The following is a 15,998-nucleotide window of genomic DNA, read 5'->3' as shown; positions in this document are numbered from 1 at the left end:
TCCGGCTCCAGCGCATCGTCCGCGTCGAGCGCCAGTTCGGCATCCAGCGCCAGTTCGTCGGGCGGTTCATCGGGCAATCCGCCGACGCCGGTTCCCGCCCCGCCGATGCTGCTGCTGTTCGGCGCCGGTGCCGCCGCGCTGGTGGCGCGCGGTCGCCTGAACCGCAAAAAATCGGGCTGAGCGTGGCCCCTTACGCCTCATGAAAAGGCCCCTTCCGGCGACGGAGGGGCCTTTTCACATTCTGCGATCAGGCGGCGGACAGCGCCTTTTCGATCTCCGGCACCGGGTGCCCGGTCAGATCCTTGTCCAGTTCCCCTGCCAGCCGGTCGGCCACTTCCTTGTGATAATGCTTGCGAAGCTCGCCCAGCGTCCTGGGCGGGGCGACGATCACCAGCTTGTCGAAATCGTTGCGAAGCGCCCGCTTGCGGAGCAGGTTGGCGGTCTCAGCGGCAAAGCGATCCTCCTCCATCTGGTGGAAATCGGTTTCCTCATAAGCGCTGCGGCCCGAACCGACGCTGGAAAAGGCACGACCCGGACGGTCGGTCGATTGATCGCCGTCGGACGGATTGTCCTGTTCACGCACGCGCTCGACCACCAGGTTCAGATGCTCGGCATCGCCTTCGTTGCGGAAGAACAGCATCTTGCGCCCGTCGGCGACCACCACGAATGTCTGATGGGGAATCTGCATCGCTTCTCTCCTTTTTCTATGTGCGATTCCCCCGTTCAACGCGCCGCACGCCTTCCCGGTTGCGCTGGCAGGGGCGACCGGGCCATAGCGCGGACATGCACGACATCCGTCTGATCCGCGAAGACCCGCAATCCTTTGACGCTGCGCTGGCGCGCCGTGGCCTGTCGTCGATCGCCGCCGATCTGGTGGCGCTGGACGAACGCCGCCGCGCGATCGTGACCGAACTTCAGGTGGGACAGGCCCGCCGCAACGAAGCGTCGAAAGCGATCGGCGCGGCCAAGGGCAAGGGCGATCACGCCGCCGCCGACGCGCTGATGGCCGAAGTTGCGACGCTAAAGACCCGCCTGCCCGAGCTTGAGGCGGAGGAGCGCACGCTGACCGCCGAGATGGACGCGCAACTGGCAGCCATCCCCAACCTGCCCGCCGCCGATGTGCCCAACGGCGCGGACGAGGGCGACAATGCCGAGCAAAAAGCCGTGGGCGAACGCCCCGCCTTTGTCTTCACCCCGCGCGATCACGCCGACCTCGGCCCCGCGCTGGGCCTCGACTTTGAAGGGGGTGCAGCGCTGTCGGGCGCACGCTTCACGCTGATCCGCGGGGCCGCCGCACGGCTGCACCGGGCGCTGGGCCAATTCATGCTCGACACGCTGACCCGCGACTTCGCGTTCGAGGAAGTCGTGCCGCCCGTGCTGGTGCGTGACGAGGCGCTGTTCGGCACCGGGCAATTGCCCAAATTCGCCGAGGATCTGTTCCGCACCACCGATGGCCGCTGGCTGATCCCGACGGCGGAAGTCAGCCTGACCAACATCGTCGCGCAAGCGATCCTGCCGGAACACGCACTGCCGATGCGGCTGACCGCGCTGACGCCGTGCTTCCGGTCCGAAGCGGGGGCGGCGGGACGTGACACGCGCGGCCTGATCCGTCAGCATCAGTTCGACAAGGTGGAAATGGTGTCGATCACCACCCCCGATGCGTCGGACGAGGAGCATGAGCGGATGACGCGCGCGGCGGAGACGATCCTTGAGCGGCTGGGCCTTGCCTATCGCCGGATGAAGCTTTGCACGGGCGACATGGGCTTTTCGGCGACGCGCACATTTGATCTCGAGGTGTGGCTGCCCGGACAGGATCGTTACCGCGAGATTTCGTCCTGCTCGACCTGCGGCGATTTTCAAGCGCGCCGCATGAACGCGCGCTTCCGGCCCGAGGGGGAAAAGGCGACCCGCTTCGTCCACACCCTCAACGGATCGGGTCTGGCGGTCGGGCGCACGCTGGTCGCCGTGATCGAGAATTACCAGCAAGCCGACGGATCGGTCGCCGTGCCCGAGGTGCTGCGGCCCTGGCTGGGCGGCGTCGAATTACTGGCGCCGCGCTGATGCTGTCCCGCGCCCGCACCTCCCCGGCATGGGGAGGGGGAACCGAGCAGCCGGTGGAGAGGTGGCGGCACCGCCGCGATGCCGCACCTCGAACAAGGGAGCAGCGATGATGCGTATCCTGGTCACGAATGACGACGGTTATCACGCGCCGGGGCTGAAGGTGCTGGAGGATATCGCCGCGCACTTCTCCGACGATGTCTGGGTGGTCGCGCCCAGTGAGGAGCAATCGGGTGCGGGGCATTCGCTGACATTGAGTCGCCCGCTTCGCATCCGCCGCTTTGCCGACAGGCGCTTCGCCGTCGCCGGCACGCCCACCGATGCGGTGATGATGGCGCTTGCCAGGATCATGGTCGACAGCCCGCCAGACCTGATCCTGTCGGGCGTCAATCGCGGCGCCAATCTGGCGGAGGACGTGACCTATTCAGGCACGGTGTCCGCCGCGATGGAGGGCGCGCTGGCGGGCGTGCGATCGGTCGCCTTCAGTCAGGTTTATGCACGCGAGGGGATGGGCGACACCGTGCCGTTCGACGCCGCCGCGCATTGGGGCGCGCGGGTGCTGGCGCCGCTGATCGACATGCCATGGGCGCCACGCACGCTGGTCAACGTCAACTTCCCCGCCCTGCCCGCCGATCAGGTGAAAGGGGTGCGCGTGGTCGGACAGGGGCTGCGCGATTATGGCCGGTTGCGGATCGTGTCGAACCGCGACCCGCGCGGCTATGAATATCACTGGTTCGCGCTTGGCCCGACGGTCGAGACGCCCGCGCATTCGACCGATCTGGAAGCGGTGCAGGACGGCTATGTCGCGGTGACGCCGCTGCATCTGGACCTGACGCACCGTGAATCGATGGACCGGCTGGTCGCGGCCTATCGCGACTGAGACATGGGGGGCGGCATGACGGGGGGGATGGCGAAACGGGCGGGCGTGCTGGCCATGCCCATGGCGCTGGCCGGATGCCTGATCCCCCAGCGGGAGGCGCCGCGCACCGCGCCGCCGCCGCCCGCTGCCCGCCCCGAGCCGGTGCGCGGTCAGGACGATGAACAGGTGCGCGCCCTGCCCGCCCCCGCCCCGGCATGGGAAGCCCGGTCGGTGCGAGCCGATGCGCGCGTCATCGCCGACAGCATTTATACCGTGCAGCGCGGCGACAGCCTGCGCCGCATTGCCGAGCGCACGGGGGCCGGGTCGGAAGCGATCGCGCGGGTGAACGCACTGGCGCCGCCCTACACCATCTATCCGGGTCAGCGTTTGTCGATCCCCGGCGGGCGCTGGCATCTGGTGCGGTCGGGACAGACGGGCATCGGCATCGCGCGCGCTTATGGCGTCGAATGGTCGCGCGTTGTCGACGCCAACCGGCTGGAGGAACCGTATATCCTTCGCGTAGGGCAGCGGGTGCTGATCCCCGGTGATGCGATCCCGCGCAGCGCCGCCGAACGCGCCGCGGCCTTCACGCTCGACATCGACGATCTGGTGACGGGCAGCCAGCCCGCCATCGCGGAAAATGCCGCGCCGGCGCGGCCGGTCGCCACAGCCCGCCGGGTGCTCCCCTCGACCGCCGCCGTCGCCGAACCGACGCGGGCAAGCAGCGGCTTTGTCTGGCCGGTCGCTGGCGGACGCGTTGTGCGCCGCTTCGGCCCCGGCGCCAGCGGGGAGCGCAATGACGGCATCAAGATCGCCGTGCCGCTTGAAACACCGGTCACTGCCGCCGCCGATGGCGTGGTCGCTTATGCGGGCAGCGACATTCCGTCGCTGGGCGGGCTGGTCATCCTGAAACATGGCGGTCGGCTCACATCGGTTTACGGCCATGCCGGACAGTTGCTGGTGCAGCGCGGCCAGTCGGTGAAGCGGGGACAGACGATCGCGCTGTCGGGTGACACCGGCGCCGCCAACCGGCCCGAACTGCATTTCGAGATTCGCGACGGCCGCACGCCGGTCGACCCGATCAGCCGGTTGCCGCGCCGATGATCCGTCGCGGAGCGCCCGGCACGCTGACCCGGCGGTCGCAACTGCCCGTGTGGCTGTCGATCGGCTGGCGCGTGGTGGCGGTGCTGTCGCTACTGGGCATCGCCATCGGCGTGCACTGGTTCGATCGCGAAGGGCTGCGCGACAATTATGACGGGCAGGTCAGCTTTGTCGATGTCGTCTATTTCACCTTCATCTCGATCACCACCACCGGCTATGGCGACATCGCGCCGGTGACGGAACGCGCGCGCCTGTTCGACGCGCTGATCGTCACGCCGATCCGGGTGTTCGTGGTGTTGCTGTTCATCGGCACCACATATGATTTCGTCCTCAAGCGCACATGGGAGAAGTGGCGCATGGCACGCATCCAGCGCGATCTGACCGGCCACATCGTCGTCGCCGGGTTCGGCAAGACCGGGTCGGAGGCCGTTGACGAACTGGTCGCCCGTGGTCGCGACGCGACACAGATCGTGGTGATCGACGGCGACCAGGATCGGCTGGAACAGGCCGAAAAGCTGGGCTGCGCCGTGTTGCTGGCGGATGCGACGCGCGACCAGACGCTGATGGACGTGCGCGTCGCCGCCGCCTGTTCGCTGATCGTCGCGGCGGGGCGTGATGACACGTCGATCCTCATCACGCTGACGGCGCGCCATCTGGCCCCCGACCTCCCGATCAGCATCATCGTCAAGGCCGAAGACAACGAACTCCCCGCCCGCGCGGCGGGTGCCACGACGGTCATCAACCCGGTCAGCTTCGCCGGCCTGCTGCTCGCCAGCTCATGCAGCGGCAGCCATGTCGCCGATTACATGATGGACCTTGCCAGCTTTGACGGACGCGTCCAGCTGTCCGAACGCCGCCCCGCCGCACATGAGATCGGACAGCCGCTGACCGGCATCCAGACCGGCCTCGGCGTGCGGCTGTATCGGGACGGGAGGCCGTTCGGCTTTTTCGATCCGGAGGCGCGCAGCATCCGTGACGGCGATATCCTGGTCGAAATCGTCGCGCGCCGGGGCGTGGGCGGCGCATGACGATCGAACCGGCGCGCATCCTGCCGATCCTGATGCTGATCGGCTCCAACATCTTCATGACCTTTGCCTGGTATGGCCATCTGAAGCACAAGGGCGTGGCGCTGTGGGCCGTCATCCTGGTCAGCTGGCTGATCGCGCTACCCGAATATATGCTGGCGGTGCCCGCCAACCGGATCGGCAGCGGCGTCTATTCGGCCGCGCAGCTCAAGGGGATGCAGGAAGTCATCACCCTGACGGTCTTCGCCGCCTTCTCGATCCTGTATCTGGGGCAAAAGGTGACGCCCAATCATCTGATCGGCTTTGCGCTGATCGCGGGCGGCGCGTTCTTCCTGTTCAGGGCCTGAGGCGCGCGCGCAATCGCTTGATCCGCGCGACCATGCCGTCAAACCCGTGCAACGCCGTCATCGCGGCGCGATTGACCAGCGTGGGGCGCAGCACGAACAGGTCGCAGCATTCGACATGGCCCGTCGCGAACTGGCGCTTGTGCTGCCCTTCGCCTTCGGTGAAGTCGAACCGGGCGTGAACAGCCTCGTCCATCAGGTCCCTGAGCGCCGCCGCCATCAGCACCGTGCCCGGCGACAGCGCGTCGAACGCGGCATCGTGCCCGACAAACTCATAGATCACGGTCCCGGCCACGACAGGGCAAAAGAGATAGGCGGCCGGGGCGTCGCCGATATACAGCAGCCAGCCGCGCGCGTTGCCGTCCACCGCCCGCGCCAGCATCGCCGCCACCCATTCGGGATCGCCCGGCAGCCCCATGCCCAGCAGACGCTCCTGATAGGTCGCCGCCGCCAGCGGCCGCGCGACGGCATGGAATGCCGCCATTTCATCGGGCGTGCGGTATCGGCGCACGTCGATGCGCCCGCCCGATCCTTCCGCAATCTTCTTGCCCTTGCGCTTGAGCGTCGAGCGCAGATTGCCCGACAATCCGGCCTGATAAGCGTCCCAACCCAATGTCAGATCGGCATACCAGCGCCGGTATCGCTGCCGCTCGGCGACGATCAGCCCGCCCGCATCCAGCCCGGCGACAGCCGCGGTCGGGCAGGACAGCAACGAATAGCCATCGGCGGCGCGGGGCAGCGGCGGCAATATGGGTGTCCGGCCGGCAATCGCCTGGTCCAGCGGCACCGCTACGCGCACCAGCCGCCGGCGAATCGACGCGATGGTCCGCGCGCCCACCCGAAACGCGATGCTCAGGTCGAGCGGTTCGCTCACCGCGCGCGCTCGGCGACCAGATTGGACCAGAGCTGTTCGACGCGACGCATGGCGGTCCGCGTCCGGCGCGGCGGCAGCGGCCGGTCGGCCTGACCCAGCACCAGCGCCGGGCGATCCCGATACCAGCATGTCGGCAAGGCCAGCCGCCGTTCCGCCAGCATCGCACACAGCGCCTCGAACCGGCGGACATGCACCGCATTGGGGGCGGTGCCGGCGCGCGTTGCCAGTTCAAAGCCGTGGCTGACGATCGTCACGGCGGCATGATCGTGGCGGGCCGCATGGTCCAGCGCGTCGCGCATTTCAACGGTCGACAGCGCGCAGATCTGGAAATGGCGAAGGCGGCCCGGCGCTTCCTCGATCAGCGTGACCGGGCATTCGATCAGCCCGCGATGCAGCATCGGCGCGATGCTGTCGGCGGGCAGCGACAGGCCGCTCGGCCATGGGTGCGCCGATCCGTTATGGCTACTGTCATAGTCGAGACCCAGGGCAACCAGCGCATCGATCGTGTCGTCATTGGCGGCATAGCTGCCCGCGCGAAAGGCGATCGGGCGTTCGCAACCCGCCGCCACCAGCCAGTCGATTGCCTGCGCCAGCAATGCCTGTTGTCCCGCGCGGTTCAGGTCGACCAGCTCGAACACACCATGCGCCGCGCCGCCATCCCCTGCCACCGCACCCGCCCAATTCGGGTGCAGGTGCAGTTGCACTTCCTGCCCCGCCGCCAGAATGGGGGCGACGATGCGCTTCACCACATCAGGCCCGTGGATCGCGGCGGGCATCGGATCGACGAAGAAACACGCCTTGAGGTCGTGACGCGCCAGCATGTCGAGTTGATAGCCGATTCCGACCCCTGCCGGATCGATAGACCGCGCGACCTGCTCGTCCAGCGGCCGGCGCGCGGCATGGTGCCGCCACATCAATTCGGTATCGACGGTCAGGAACACCGGGGTCATGCGCGCCGCCCTACCGCCCGCGTCGTGAAGATTTCGCCAACGCGAGGCTTGGGAAACGCGCGCCGCCATGCGACGTTCACCGCCCCATGATCCAGTCGCCTCCCGCACGATGAGCCGCACCGCCTGGCTGTGGCGCTTGTTAAGCCGCCGGTTGTGGTTCCGCGCCGCCGCCTATTCGCTGGCCGCCGTCGTCCTCGCCCTGGTCGCGCCGGTCGTTGCACCGTTCATCCCCTATGAATTGAGCGCCAGTATCGGCGGGTCGGCGGTCGACAATATCCTCGGCATCATCGCGTCGAGCATGTTGGCAGTCACGACCTTTTCACTGACGGCGATGGTTTCGGCCTATAGCGCCGCCACCTCCAACGTCACCCCGCGCGCGGTGAAGCTGTTGTCGGAGGACAGCGCGTCGCAAAATGCGCTGTCGACGTTCCTGGGCGGGTTCCTGTTCGCGATCGTCGGCATCATTGCCCTGTCGACGGGCTTTTACGGCGAACAGGGCCGCGTGCTGCTGTTCGGCGGCACGGTCGCGGTGATCCTGATGATCGTCATCACACTGCTGCGATGGATCAGCTATCTGGCGCAACTGGGCCGGGTGCACGACACCATCCGCCGCGTCGAATGCGCCGCAATCGACGCGGTGCGCTCGATCGCGCATCCCCCGCGCCGGGCCGGGCTGGCGACGCCGCCGCTCCCGCCCGGCGCGACGCCGCTGCGCTGCGACCGGATCGGTTATGTCACCCATGTCGATGCCAAGGCGCTTCGCGATTGCAGCCAGGCATCCGGCGGGCGCATCTTTCTTGCCGTGCTGCCGGGCATGTTCATCGACCCCGACCGCGTGCTGGCATGGGTCGACGGCGATGCCGCCGGCATCAGTGACCGCGTGATCGATGCGATCAGCATCGACCGCGACCGCAGTTTCGACAACGACCCGCGCTTCGGCCTGATCGTGCTGGGCGAAATCGCATCGCGCGCGCTGTCGCCGGCGGTCAATGATCCCGGCACTGCGATTTCGGTGCTGGGTTCGCAGTTGCGCGTGCTGAACGCACTGGCCGCGCTTGATCGCGACGATCTGGCGCCGGTCGACGATCAAGTGGTCATGCCCGCCATCGCGATCGGGGATGTGGCGACCGATGCGTTCCGCGCCATTGCGCGCGACGGGGCGGGCACGGTCGAGGTCGCAGTGCGCCTGCAAAAGACATTCGCCGCTTGGGCACGGTGCGCGCCCGCTTTCGCCGACATCGCGCGGCGTGAGAGCGCCGAGGCGCTGGCCCGTGCGGAAGCGGCGCTAACGATGGAGTCGGATCGCGACGCCGTGCGAAAGGCCGCTGCCGCGCTGACCCGAGACTGACGCGCCGATCAGCGCGCGTGGTAAAAATCGTGGACCTGCTGCGCCATCGCGCGCGACACGCCGGGCGTTTTTTGCAAATCCTCAAGGCTGGCGGAGCGCACGGCCTTGGCGGTGCCGAAATGCATCAGCAGCGCCTTTTTGCGCGCGGGACCGATGCCGGGCACTTCGTCCAGCGGTGACGCGCCCATCGCCTTGGCCCGCTTTTCACGATGCGCGCCGATCGCGAAGCGGTGCACCTCGTCGCGCAGCCGCTGAAGATAGAACAGCACCGGCGAATTGACCGGCAACTGAAACTCGCGCCCGTCCATCAGGTGGAACACCTCGCGCCCGTCCCGGCCATGATGCGGCCCCTTGGCGATGCCGACGACGCAGACATCCTCGATGCCCAGATCCTCCAGCACTTCCGTCGCGACGTTCAACTGCCCGCGCCCGCCGTCGACCAGCACCAGATCGGGCCAGTCGCCGCGATCGCGGTCGGGGTCCTCGTCCTGCGCGCGCTTGAACCGGCGCGTCAGCACTTCGCGCATCATCGCGAAATCGTCGCCGGGAGCAGTTTCGGCGCGCTTGATGTTGAACTTGCGATACTGGCCCTTGCGGAACCCCTCCGGCCCGGCGACGACCATCGCGCCCAGCGCGTTGGTGCCCTGAATATGGCTGTTGTCGTAAACCTCGATCCGGTCGGGGCTTTCCGACAGGCCGAACAATTCGGCCACTTCGCGCAGCAGCCGCGCCTGCGTGGTCGACTCCGCCAGCCGCCGGTCCAGCGCCTCGACCGCGTTGCGGCTGGCCTGTTCGATCAGCCGCCGCCGCGCCGAACGCTGCGGCACCGACAGTGACACGCGGTATCCCGCGCGCGCGCTCATCGCCTCCGCCAGCAATTCGGCCTCGCTCAGTTCGCGGTCGACCAGCACGTTGCGCGCGGGCGGCACCTCTTCGTAAAACTGCATCAGGAACTGGCTGAACACCTCGTCCTGCGGCACGTCGGCGACATGGGTGGGGAAAAAGGCGCGATGCCCCCAATTCTGGCCGCCGCGAATGAAAAAGGCCTGGATGCCGACCTGCCCCTCCTTTTCCGCCATCGCAAACACATCGGCGTCGCCCACGCCCTCGGCATTGATCGCCTGGCTGCCTTGAATGAAGGTAAGCGCCTTTAGCCGGTCGCGGAGCACCGCCGCCTGCTCGAAATCCATCCGCTCGGCCGCGTCCTGCATCTGCGCGCCCAGCCGGGCCTGCACTTCGGTCGACTTGCCCGACAAAAAGCGTTTGGCGTCCCCGACCAGCTCGGCATAGTCCGCCGGGCTGATCCGGTCGACGCACGGCGCCGAGCATCGCTTGATCTGATACAGCAGGCACGGCCGGTCGCGGGTGTTGAAGAACCCGTCCGTGCACGACCGTAACAGGAACAGCTTTTGCAGCGCGTTCAGCGTCTTGCGGACCTGTCCCGCGCCCGCGAAGGGGCCGAAATAATCGCCCTTGGCGCGCCGTGCGCCGCGATGAAGCTGGACGCGCGGGAAATCATGCTCGCCGCGCAACAGGATGAAGGGAAACGACTTATCGTCGCGCAGCAGGACGTTGTAGGGCGGGCGATAGCGCTTGATGAGCTGCGCTTCCAGCAGCAGCGCCTCCGCCTCGCTGTTGGTCGTGACGATGGTCATGCTGCGCGTCTGGGCGACCATGCGCTGCAACCGTTTCGACAGGCGCGCGATCTGGGTATAGTTGGTGACGCGGTTCTTAAGCGCCCGCGCCTTGCCCACATACAGCACGTCGCCGCGCGCATCCTGCATCCGGTAAACGCCTGGCCGCGTCGGCAGCGTGCGAACAACATTGCGGATCGCCGCCACCCCGGCCTCAAGATCGGGAGCGTCGGCGCCCTTTACGGCGTAAGTCGCGGTTTCCTCGTTGAAACGGTCGGGCGTGCGGGCGGACATCGACCCCATCTAGGGTGCCGATGGCCCCGCCCGCAAGCGAGCCGGGCGATCAGTTGGGGAAGCTGAGGCTCCGGCTGAAAAAGGGCAGCACCTGTTCCTGCATCCGCACGCCGATATGGCTGGTATGGTCGCCCTGATACACCTCATATCCATGGGCGATGCCATAACGGTTCAGCGCATCGTGCAGCTTGCCCGCATCGCCGACCAGCCCGTCCTTGTCACCGACATCCAGCGCAATCGCCCGGTATCGGCGCAAGTCCGCGACATGCTGGTCGATGAACGCCAGCGGCGCGTTTGCGGCCCAGCGGGCCAGCACATCGGCGCGCTGCTTCTCGTCGCCGAACGGCAGGTCGAGGAACAGCGGCGCGTTGGTCGGATTGGGCGACCATGCCGCCGCCGCCGCCAGCGTGGCGCGCTGCCCCCAGCCCAGCTTCTTGGCATCCTCGATCGACTTGACGCCGGCGAACGCGGCCTCGGCTTTTTCGTCCAGCCCCATCGCGCCGCGCGGCGACAGGCAGCACGGACTCATCATATATAGCGCGCCAAACACATCGGCGTGCTTCATGCCAATCCGCGACGCGCCATATCCGCCCATCGAATGGCCCACCAGGCCACGGCTCTCCCGCGCGGGCACGGTGCGGTAATGGCGGTCGATATAGGCGACCAGATCGCGCGCGATGAACGTCTCGAAATCGCCCGTCGTCTGCGACCGCGAATACATCGACCCGTTATGCACCGTCTTGCTGTCGGGCATCACCACGATCATTTCCCGCGCGCCCTTGGCGAACGCGCCCTCGACCGAACCCGGCACATGGATTTCGTTCGCCCATTGCTCGGCCCCGATCGAATAGCCGTGCAGCGCATAGACGACAGGGTAACGGCGCGCGGGATTGGCGGCATAGCCCGGCGGCAGGATGACCAGCACATCGCGATCGGCGCTTTCGCCCTCCAGATTGCCTTCGATCGCCGCCGAATGAACCTTGATCCGCTCAATCTTGACGGGTTTCGCGCCCGCCACTTTTTCCGGCACCAGCGTGTTCACCTGTGCCGACGCGGCTGGCGTCAGGATTAGCACCGCCAGCAACGACAATCCCCAAAATTTACGCATCCGCCTCTCCTTGTCCCTGGCGGGATTACTCGGAGTTATGGCACAAAAGTCAATCCTATATGATCGTCACGTAAAGCGGAAATTGACAGGCTGGCGATATTCGGGGCGGGCATCGAATGCCTGGTCCGCAAAGGCGCCGCCGCGTTCGACCCAGTGCATGAACAGATGCGCCGACCAGCCATTGGGGTTGGGCGTGATCCGTCCGTGCCGACGGTGGACGCCGTTATACAGCACGCCGTCGCCGGGCTGCATGTCGAAGCTGCGGAAGCCGTCACCCTCGAAATCGTCGGTCACGCGCTTTGTCGGTTCGGGGAGCACGGTGTCCCCGATCTCGAGCGGCCACACCGCGCCGTCGGAATAATCGAGCGTCAGCGACAGGCTGTGCTCGCACGACGCGCGGTCGCTGTGGACCCGACACAGATCGCCTTCGCGATAGAGGCGCAGATAGTCATAGCTGGGCACCAGATCGATGCCGGTGATCGACCGGATCGACGGGGTCAGCCCCCACAGGAACGTGACCAGCGGCGACCAGGCAAAGCCATAGATTTCGGGCACGTCGCGCACCAGCAAGGAGGAGCCGGTCGCCGGGGCATCCAGTCCGCGCTCGTCGGGGTCCAGCTCAAGCTGGAATTGCCGCAGCAGCGCATTGCAGACTTCCGGCGGGACGAGGCCACGCACCAGCGCGGCCCCGTCGGCGCGATAATCACCCTCGACCTGCATCATGCCATCCGCGTGCGCGCCACCCGCTCCAGCACGGTCAGCGGCATCGCGCCCAATGTCAGCACCGAATGGAACGCCTTGGGATCCCAGTTCGCGCCCGCCTTGGCCTTGGCCTCGTCGCGCAGGCGGGTCCAGACGGTGTGGCCGATCTTGTAGCTGCATGCCTGACCCGGCCAGACGGTGTAGCGGTCGATCTCTCCCTGGCTGCGCCCGCGCGCGATGCCGGTCGTGGCGATGAAATACTCTGTCGCCTTTTCGCGGCTCCAGCGCTTGGCGTGCATCCCTGAATCCACCACCAGCCGCGTCGCGCGGAACAACAGCGATTGCAGATAGCCGACCTGCCCCAGAGGATCGCCTTCATACATGCCCATTTCGTCGGCCAGTTGCTCCGAATAGAGCGCCCACCCCTCGGTATAGCCCGAATAGCCGCCACGGCGGCGCAGCAGCGGGATGTCGTCGCTTTCCAGCGCGGTCATGACCTGCAGGTGGTGGCCCGGCACCCCTTCATGGTGGCTGAGCGTGGCCAGGCCGAATTTGGGCCGGTCGAACGTGTCGCGCAGATTGATGAAATAGATGGCGGGCCGCGTCCCGTCGAGCGATGCCGACTGGTAATAGCCGCCCGGCGCACCCGCCTGAATGGCTTCGGGCACACGGCGCACCTCGACCGGGGCCTTGGGCAGCACGTTGAATTGTTCGGGCAGGCGCGCGGTCATCGCCGCCACCTGCTCACGCAAAGCCTCCAGCAGCGCCTCGCGCCCCGGATCGGTGTTGGGATAGAGCTGATCGGGCCGCTTGTTCAGCGCGACCAGCCTGTCGCCGACACTGCCCTGCGACATGTCCTGCCCCTTCAGGATGCCGTCGATGCGACCGCTGATCTGGGCAACCTGCTCCAGGCCCAGGCGATGGATCTCGTCGCCCGTCAACTCGGTCGTGGTAGCCGCGCTGGCGGCGGCGGCGTAATAGGCCTCGCCATCGGGCAGGCGCCACACGCCGGCATCGTGCGTGGCGCGGCGGCGCAGGTCGGTGACGAGCGCGCGCTGACGGTCGAGCGCGGGGAAAACGCGCTCCGCCATCAGCGTTTCGACCGCCTGAGCACGCGCCGGCGGCAGGTTCGCGGCCTTGAGCTTGGCGGTCAGGTCGGTGACGGGGCCAGTGGCGGCGGGCGCCTGATCGCGAACGGAGCCAAGCTGTTTCAGGGTCGTGTCGAGGATGTAATCGGGCGCGAACACGCCCTTGGCCGCATCCTCGCGCTGGCGCTGCGTCTCGGCGTCCACTGCAACGGCGAATGCTTCCACCCGCGCGACATAGGCATCGGCTTCGGCGGCATCGCGCACACGGTGCTGGTTCGACAGAAAATCGGGCACGTCGCGATAGGCGCCCGTCAATTGCGTCAGCACATAGGGGGCATAGCGCCCCGCACTGGCTCCGTAATCGAACCGCTCGCCGTCGATGGTCCGCTCAAGACTATATTCGATCACGTCATAATCGAGCTTTGCAGTGTCACCCAGTTGATCGCGCGGGATCGCCTTGATCGCGGCGAGTTCCTGCTTCGCCCGCGCGAACTGCCGCGCCTGACCCGCGCGCGACGCGTCGGACAGCTTCGATTTCAGGTGCTCGCGCTCGCCCGTGTCGAGGCCGAGCGAGGTGGCGCCTTCGGGGCTGTCCTCCAGCCGGGCATAGAAAAAGCGGTCGAGCATCGCGCGAAAATCGGCGTTGCGGCTGTCCTGCGCGGCGCGGACACCGACGGGAAGTGCAGCGACAGCGGCAGCGACACTGGCGGAGGCGAGGAATTGGCGACGGCGCATGGGCACTCCCTGAACTGGTTTCACCCATGACTATGCGATTGACCTGACTGGGCAAAGCCCTCAACCTCCACATCAGCAGAATGAAGGAGTCGCGTCCATGATCCTTACGCTGTTGCTGGCGCAGGTTGCCGCCGATCCCGACATCGTCGTGCGCGCACGCCGCACCGAAGAAGCGCTAACCGCCTGTATCGAGCGGCGATGCCCGACCCCCGACGACGCACGCCTGTCGATCGCCCATGCCGAGGCGCAGTTCGCGCAAGGGGAGTATCACGACGCCCGCCGCACACTGAACGCGGCACTGTCACGCCAGCGTGGCAATGCGGCGCAGTTCCCCCGTGTGGTCGCCGCGCTTTACGAAGCCAACGCCACGGTCAACCAGCACATGGGCGACATGAAGATTTATCGCACCATGTTAATCCGACAGAACCGCACGCTGAAGGAAAACCTGCCGGCCGACGACCCGCAAGTCTTGTTGACCGCGATCCAGCTGGGTGACTTTTGGAGCAGCATCGGCCAGCCGTTCAACGCCCGCGAGCAGTTCGAGGTGGCGGCGGAGGGCTATGCCCGGCGCGGGGAACACAGGCTGGCGGCGCTGAGCGAACTTCGCGCCGCGACGATCGACCTTCATCAGGACAATCGGGGCAGTGCGGAACGGCGGCTGGCCACGGTGCAGGCGTCGCCCGCCGCCGCCGATCGCGTGGTTCGGCAAATGGCGGCCGTCATTGCGGCGCGGCTGGCGCGGGCGCGGGGGGATGAGGGCGCAGTGGACGCACTGCTGGCCACGCTTCGCACCGATCCCGACAATCCTCCGGTGCTGGTCCGCGAGGTGCCTGTGATTGCCGCCGATGCCGCTGGCGCGGCGAACGCCGTCCAACAGCGGCTCGGCGGCGTGACCTTGCCGACCTATGTCACCGCATCCCCGCAGATCCAATGGGCCGATGTCGGCTTCATGGTGAGGCCTGACGGACAGGTAGCCGAGATCGAGGTGCTCCGAGGCAGCCGTGCACGGGACTGGACCAAACCGTTTGTTGATTCGATGCGGCAGCGCCAATATGCGCCACTGGACCTGCCTGTCGGCAGCCCCGGCGTCTACCGGGTCGAACGCCTGACCTGGCGACCGGAACGGATCGCGCCGACCGGATATTTGAGCAAGCAGCCCTTGGGTCGGCAAGGGATCCAGATTCTCGACATCACAAACGACCGGACGGCTGCTACGCCACCCGCCGCCTGACAAATCAGACCCGCAGCGCCTCGACCGCGATCACCTCGATCGCTTCGGCGCGGCCCTGATAATCGACGCGCTCACCGGGTTCGGCGTCCATCATCGCCTGGGCGATGGGGGCGGTGAACGGGATGGCGTCCTCGGTCACGTCCGCCTCGTCGCTGCCGACCAGTGCGACCGTGCGCTCGCGTCCGCCCAGCCGATAGGTGACGCGCGTGCCGAACGCGACGGCATCGCCCGCCACCACCGGCTGCACCTCAGCCTTGCTGGCACGCGCTAGCCAGTAACGCAGGTCGCGGCGCAGGGTCTTGGCCGCTTCCTCGTCGGCGGCGGCATCGACCGCTGTCTGAAGTTCGGCGACCCGCGCCTCGATCAGGTTCAGCCCGCGTGCCGTGACCAGATTGGGACCGGGCGGCAGCGGCAGCTCGAACACGGGTTCGCGGTGGGCGTCATCGTCTTCACGTCGGAAAGCGACACTCATATCGGGTTGTTGAACGTGTCACACGCCGCCGGGTTGCCCGATTGCAGGCCGATGCGGAGCCATTTCACCCGCTGCGCCGAACTGCCATGCGTAAAACTGTCGGGCACGACCTGTCCGCCCGACTGGCGTTGCAGCGTGTCGTCGCCGATCGCGTTGGCGGCGGTCAGGCCTTCTT

Annotated in this window: 17 protein-coding genes; 8 read left to right on the top strand and 9 right to left on the bottom strand. The window is 67.1% G+C overall.

Features of this window, described 5'->3' with window-relative positions; genetic code table 11:
* A partial coding sequence (locus tag VL973_RS14325) for a PEP-CTERM sorting domain-containing protein (RefSeq protein ID WP_475526702.1) occupies positions 1-180 on the top strand: 180 nt, incomplete at its 5' end.
* A gap of 67 nt (positions 181-247) precedes the next feature.
* Here the strand turns inward: VL973_RS14325 and VL973_RS12300 are convergent.
* On the bottom strand, positions 248-688 hold the full coding sequence (locus VL973_RS12300; protein ID WP_325284313.1) for a host attachment family protein: 441 nt from the start codon (positions 686-688) through the stop codon (positions 248-250).
* Positions 689-783: 95 nt separating this feature from the next.
* On the opposite strand from VL973_RS12300, the gene serS reads away from it, so the two are divergent.
* The 5 genes from serS to VL973_RS12275 all read left to right on the top strand — a co-directional run bounded on the left by serS (position 784) and on the right by VL973_RS12275 (position 5,390).
* Positions 784-2,061 (top strand): serine--tRNA ligase, encoded by a 1,278-nt coding sequence (gene serS, locus VL973_RS12295; RefSeq protein WP_325284312.1) that lies wholly within the window; start codon positions 784-786, stop codon positions 2,059-2,061.
* 109 nt (positions 2,062-2,170) lie between these two features.
* A complete protein-coding gene (gene surE, locus VL973_RS12290; protein ID WP_325284316.1) occupies positions 2,171-2,938 on the top strand; it encodes a 5'/3'-nucleotidase SurE in 768 nt (255 codons plus the stop codon).
* 54 nt (positions 2,939-2,992) lie between these two features.
* The gene (locus VL973_RS12285) at positions 2,993-4,021 is read left to right on the top strand and encodes a peptidoglycan DD-metalloendopeptidase family protein (RefSeq protein WP_414712242.1); all 1,029 of its coding nucleotides are present in this window, start codon (positions 2,993-2,995) and stop codon (positions 4,019-4,021) included.
* On the top strand, positions 4,018-5,046 hold the full coding sequence (locus tag VL973_RS12280) for a potassium channel family protein (RefSeq protein WP_325284310.1): 1,029 nt from the start codon (positions 4,018-4,020) through the stop codon (positions 5,044-5,046). Before VL973_RS12285 ends, VL973_RS12280 begins: the two co-directional genes overlap by 4 nt.
* A complete protein-coding gene (locus tag VL973_RS12275) occupies positions 5,043-5,390 on the top strand; it encodes a DMT family protein (RefSeq protein ID WP_325284309.1) in 348 nt (115 codons plus the stop codon). Before VL973_RS12280 ends, VL973_RS12275 begins: the two co-directional genes overlap by 4 nt.
* Here VL973_RS12275 and VL973_RS12270 read toward each other — a convergent pair.
* Both VL973_RS12270 and VL973_RS12265 read right to left on the bottom strand, forming a co-directional pair.
* Positions 5,380-6,261: a GNAT family N-acetyltransferase gene (locus VL973_RS12270; RefSeq protein ID WP_325284308.1), complete on the bottom strand. Its 882-nt coding sequence runs from the start codon at positions 6,259-6,261 to the stop codon at positions 5,380-5,382. The genes VL973_RS12275 and VL973_RS12270 overlap by 11 nt on opposite strands.
* Complete coding sequence (locus tag VL973_RS12265) at positions 6,258-7,211, bottom strand: polysaccharide deacetylase family protein (RefSeq protein ID WP_325284307.1); 954 nt, start codon at positions 7,209-7,211, stop codon at positions 6,258-6,260. The genes VL973_RS12270 and VL973_RS12265 overlap by 4 nt, the downstream gene beginning before the upstream one ends.
* A 67-nt stretch (positions 7,212-7,278) precedes the next feature.
* Here VL973_RS12265 and VL973_RS12260 point away from each other — a divergent pair, with 67 nt between their 5' ends.
* Positions 7,279-8,559 carry a DUF2254 domain-containing protein gene (locus tag VL973_RS12260; RefSeq protein ID WP_325284306.1) on the top strand — a complete coding sequence of 427 codons (1,281 nt, stop codon included), beginning with the start codon at positions 7,279-7,281 and terminating at the stop codon, positions 8,557-8,559.
* Between the two features lie 8 nt (positions 8,560-8,567).
* Here the strand turns inward: VL973_RS12260 and uvrC are convergent, their stop codons facing one another.
* The 4 genes from uvrC to VL973_RS12240 all read right to left on the bottom strand — a co-directional run bounded on the left by uvrC (position 8,568) and on the right by VL973_RS12240 (position 14,120).
* Entirely contained in the window at positions 8,568-10,487 is a 1,920-nt protein-coding gene (gene uvrC, locus VL973_RS12255) for an excinuclease ABC subunit UvrC (RefSeq protein WP_325284315.1), read from the bottom strand.
* 49 nt (positions 10,488-10,536) lie between these two features.
* On the bottom strand, positions 10,537-11,595 hold the full coding sequence (locus VL973_RS12250) for an alpha/beta hydrolase (protein ID WP_325284305.1): 1,059 nt from the start codon (positions 11,593-11,595) through the stop codon (positions 10,537-10,539).
* A 66-nt stretch (positions 11,596-11,661) separates the two neighbouring features.
* Complete coding sequence (locus VL973_RS12245) at positions 11,662-12,318, bottom strand: hypothetical protein (protein WP_325284304.1); 657 nt, start codon at positions 12,316-12,318, stop codon at positions 11,662-11,664.
* The gene (locus VL973_RS12240) at positions 12,315-14,120 is read right to left on the bottom strand and encodes a DUF885 domain-containing protein (protein ID WP_325284303.1); all 1,806 of its coding nucleotides are present in this window, start codon (positions 14,118-14,120) and stop codon (positions 12,315-12,317) included. The genes VL973_RS12245 and VL973_RS12240 overlap by 4 nt, the downstream gene beginning before the upstream one ends.
* Before the next feature lie 97 nt (positions 14,121-14,217).
* Between VL973_RS12240 and VL973_RS12235 the strand changes: the two genes are divergently transcribed.
* The gene (locus tag VL973_RS12235) at positions 14,218-15,351 is read left to right on the top strand and encodes a hypothetical protein (RefSeq protein WP_325284302.1); all 1,134 of its coding nucleotides are present in this window, start codon (positions 14,218-14,220) and stop codon (positions 15,349-15,351) included.
* Positions 15,352-15,355: 4 nt separating this feature from the next.
* Here the strand turns inward: VL973_RS12235 and VL973_RS12230 are convergent, their stop codons facing one another.
* Together VL973_RS12230 and VL973_RS12225 are read right to left on the bottom strand one after the other, a co-directional pair.
* Positions 15,356-15,823: a GreA/GreB family elongation factor gene (locus tag VL973_RS12230; RefSeq protein ID WP_325284301.1), complete on the bottom strand. Its 468-nt coding sequence runs from the start codon at positions 15,821-15,823 to the stop codon at positions 15,356-15,358.
* On the bottom strand, positions 15,820-15,998 hold a 179-nt coding region (locus VL973_RS12225), incomplete at its 5' end, for a neutral zinc metallopeptidase (protein WP_325284314.1). The genes VL973_RS12230 and VL973_RS12225, both read right to left, overlap by 4 nt.

It is taken from the genome of Sphingomonas sp. (assembly GCF_035490575.1).
Classification (GTDB): Bacteria; Pseudomonadota; Alphaproteobacteria; order Sphingomonadales; family Sphingomonadaceae; genus Sphingomonas.
The sequence above is the reverse complement of the archived record's forward strand: the minus strand, read 5'-3'. Positions and strand labels throughout refer to the sequence as shown.